This is a genomic window from Brasilonema bromeliae SPC951, from assembly GCF_012912135.1.
Lineage (GTDB): Bacteria > Cyanobacteriota > Cyanobacteriia > Cyanobacteriales > Nostocaceae > Brasilonema > Brasilonema bromeliae.
Window position 1 is genome coordinate 1 of the sequence record NZ_QMEB01000370.1, and the last position, 3,022, is coordinate 3,022.

At 41.5% G+C, this 3,022-nt stretch carries 3 protein-coding genes and 1 pseudogene; all 4 read right to left on the minus strand.

The genetic code is table 11. From position 1 onward, the window contains the following. Positions 1 to 130: 130 nt before the first annotated feature. Positions 131 to 379, minus strand: coding sequence for a rod-capping linker protein CpcD (gene cpcD, locus DP116_RS27625; RefSeq protein ID WP_169158170.1), 249 nt, complete (start codon positions 377 to 379; stop codon positions 131 to 133). A 74-nt stretch (positions 380 to 453) separates the two neighbouring features. Continuing rightward, complete coding sequence (locus DP116_RS27630; RefSeq protein WP_169158171.1) at positions 454 to 1,320, minus strand: phycobilisome linker polypeptide; 867 nt, start codon at positions 1,318 to 1,320, stop codon at positions 454 to 456. A 337-nt stretch (positions 1,321 to 1,657) separates the two neighbouring features. After that, positions 1,658 to 2,473 (minus strand): phycobilisome linker polypeptide, encoded by an 816-nt coding sequence (locus DP116_RS27635; protein WP_169158172.1) that lies wholly within the window; start codon positions 2,471 to 2,473, stop codon positions 1,658 to 1,660. A 333-nt stretch (positions 2,474 to 2,806) separates the two neighbouring features. Continuing rightward, a pseudogene (locus tag DP116_RS27645) lies at positions 2,807 to 2,908 on the minus strand (phycocyanin subunit alpha); the annotation flags it as partial. Positions 2,909 to 3,022 lie beyond the last annotated feature (114 nt).

Consider the following 3,022-nt stretch of genomic DNA (forward strand, 5'->3'; position numbering starts at 1 on the left):
AATCATAACTAATTAACCGGACACGATATGAAAAGTTTTGGGCGAATATAATTCGCTACTACACAGGCAAAGTCTGCCTGCGTAGACTAATAATTTTTAATTTGACCTGCAAATGAAATGAGAAGTTGTCCTAAGCTTTATCAGTTTCAGGCGTCAAGGGTTCAATATTAACGATTTTGCCACCGAGTCGATTAATCCGCTGGAGTTCTTGATTTAATCGGCTAAACGGTACCGTAATAAACACACTGGCACTGGAGCGAATGGCATAATTGTTATTATCCGTGACCTCGTTTTGATGGAGACCAATCACTTCAAACCGGAAACTCCGATTCGCTGTGATTGAGTTGTTGCTTCTGCCGCTAACAATTTGATAAACCATGATAATATCCCGGAAATTAAAGGAAATTTAAATTCCCCCTTTTCGGGGGATTGACAAATTTTATAAATCATGATTTAAAGAGGCGTAATACTGGCAATCTTGCCATTTTGGCGTTGAACCCTTTGAAAGTAATCTGATAGCTGTTCGTAGGGGATAACGACTGCTTGGTTGACGCGGCGAACCTTGGGATATCCTGGTTTAGAAATACTTGCCACTTCAACTCGATAGAGTCGTCCTGTGCCAAATGCTTGCGAGCCTCCAAATGTGCTGCTGGGAGTTTCCCCTCTTAGCGGAGGACGATAGGCAAAGCCATTATTGCTAAGCGCAGGAGCAACTACCGTTGATGCACTATTTTTCGCCAGTTCACTAGCTAGACGAGGGGAATTGCCTGGGATTTGGGAGCGATCGCTCGTCGCATACCCACGATACAACTGAAAAATCCGAGTAAAGCCCACGGTTTTCTGTCCAGGTTGAGTCGTAAATCCCCGATAGTAGGGTACGATATTTTCACCAAAATTAACTTCGTACTCAGTTGAGTCAATATAGGAATCAATGTCAGCGTCGTATCCTTTGGTTTGGTACAAATCCAGGTGATAGGCTATCTCTGATTCATCATAAGGAGCACGACCTAAAAAATGTTTGTAGTTCAACTCCGTGAAACGGCTGTGGAAACTGTTGGAGAAAAACTTAGCTTTATACAGTTGGGATTTCGCCACCTGACGGACAAATTCTCGCACACTTATCGAGCCATTCAACAGCAGAGATTCTGCACCAGTCAGGCGTTCGGATTTTAATAAATAATCATTGCCTAAAACTTGACGATAAACAGCCGCGATCACAGCAGAAATATCTGTCTGGCTGGCATTAGACCATAATTCAATGGGGGCAGCATTAGTAAAAGCAGAGGTTCCGAGTCGAGAGGCGGCTGTTGTAATAGCCATCTAAAAATCTCCTTGATTAAAAACTTTTATTGAATAAAGAACTTAGAACTCAGTTGTCAGAACTCAGAATAAATAGAAAGATTAATATCGGTATAACTTCTGTACAACTTTTTTAGGTTTTAGGTTGCAAGTTTCAGGTTTAAGAAGAGTTACTCTCTTCTCGTTAGAAGAATACCGAATTTAACGATTAGCAACAAGACGCCAAGGACGCCAAGAAAATCAAAAAGAAGATAGGTAATCTTGCACGCCTGATGGGAGTAATGAACAACAATCTTTCTCCTACCTGATGCCTGGTATTTTTTTTCCTGCATTCTGCGTTCTGTGTTCTGCGTTCTTCTTAAGAAAGAGTGATGCTAATAATCTTGCGTCCCTGGCGATTGAGTTGTTGCAATCGATCTGACAACTGTTCAAAAGGGACAACGACTTCACTAATACTCTGGCGGATGACTGTAGAGTTAGGAGAAGCCGCCTGCGTTAGGCGAATTCGATAAGTGTTACCACCACGACGACCTGTTGAAGTGCCAGTTAAGGTGCCAGCAGAAGCAGGATAGATGGGGGATACCAGGTTTTTTGCTAAATCCCAAGTTAATTGTCCTTTGGGCTTGCTTTGGGCGCGATCGCTATTCGCGTAACCTCGATACAACTGGAAAAAATGCGGAAACCCGACTGTTTTTTGTCCTACCACGGTTTGGAAGCCCCGATAGTAAGGCACAATGGAATCTCCAAAGCTTTGTTGATACTCGACAGAATCAATGTAGGAATTAATATCAGCTTCGTAACCCTGAGAATTGTACAGGTCAACGTGGTAGGCAATTTCTGACTCGTCGTAAGGAGCACGACCCAAAAGATGCTTATAATTCAATTCAATGAAGCGAACTTGAGAGTTGGAATAGAAAAACTTTTGTCGATATAGTTCTGATTGAGCGATTGCACGCACAAAATCCCGTAGTGTAATCTGTCCCTGACGCAAGAGTGATTCTGCACTCAAAAGACGCTCACTTTGCATCAGATGTTCATTGCCCAAAACTTGTCTATAGGTCGCCCAAATGACCGCTTGGACATCAGCTTCTGTCCTCACAGGACGCAGTTCAACTTTTTCAGCATCTGCAAATGGGCTAATTCCTAATCGGCTTGCTTCTCCCAACGCTGCCATAATTCCACCTCTTAAATCTCGATTACACAACTGCGAATCTGGTTAAAAAGACATTTTAAAAAAAACCCTTGCGTAGTCATTGAAAAGCCAGAAAACTCCAACAGCATAAGTATCTCAGTCAGTTTGAATTGACAGTTAACACATAATGATGCCAGTGTTTGAAGCCTTTCAGGCTGACTACGCAAAAGCCTCGACGCATTTGCAAACTTTAGGTTCAGTTTTGTGGAACTATGTAACGAAGTTTGGTGAAAATAATCTGGTAATAACATTAGTTTGGATGCACAATTACCAAATTATTTTCTTGCTGCATCACACAAAACTGAAAGACTCCCGTTAGGTCAAAGCATTGATCACATAATCAATGTAGGAGTTCGCTTCAACAGCGGGGTCACCTGATAAACCATGATTTGCCTTGATGTGTTTGAGGGCTTCGATATTTTCTTCAAGTAAATCTAGTATTTGACTGAAAAAATAAGTCTGTAACCTTTACCATCAGTCATGTGTGTGCTCAAAAGATATTTTTTAAACTGAGTTATTAATATTTAGTAT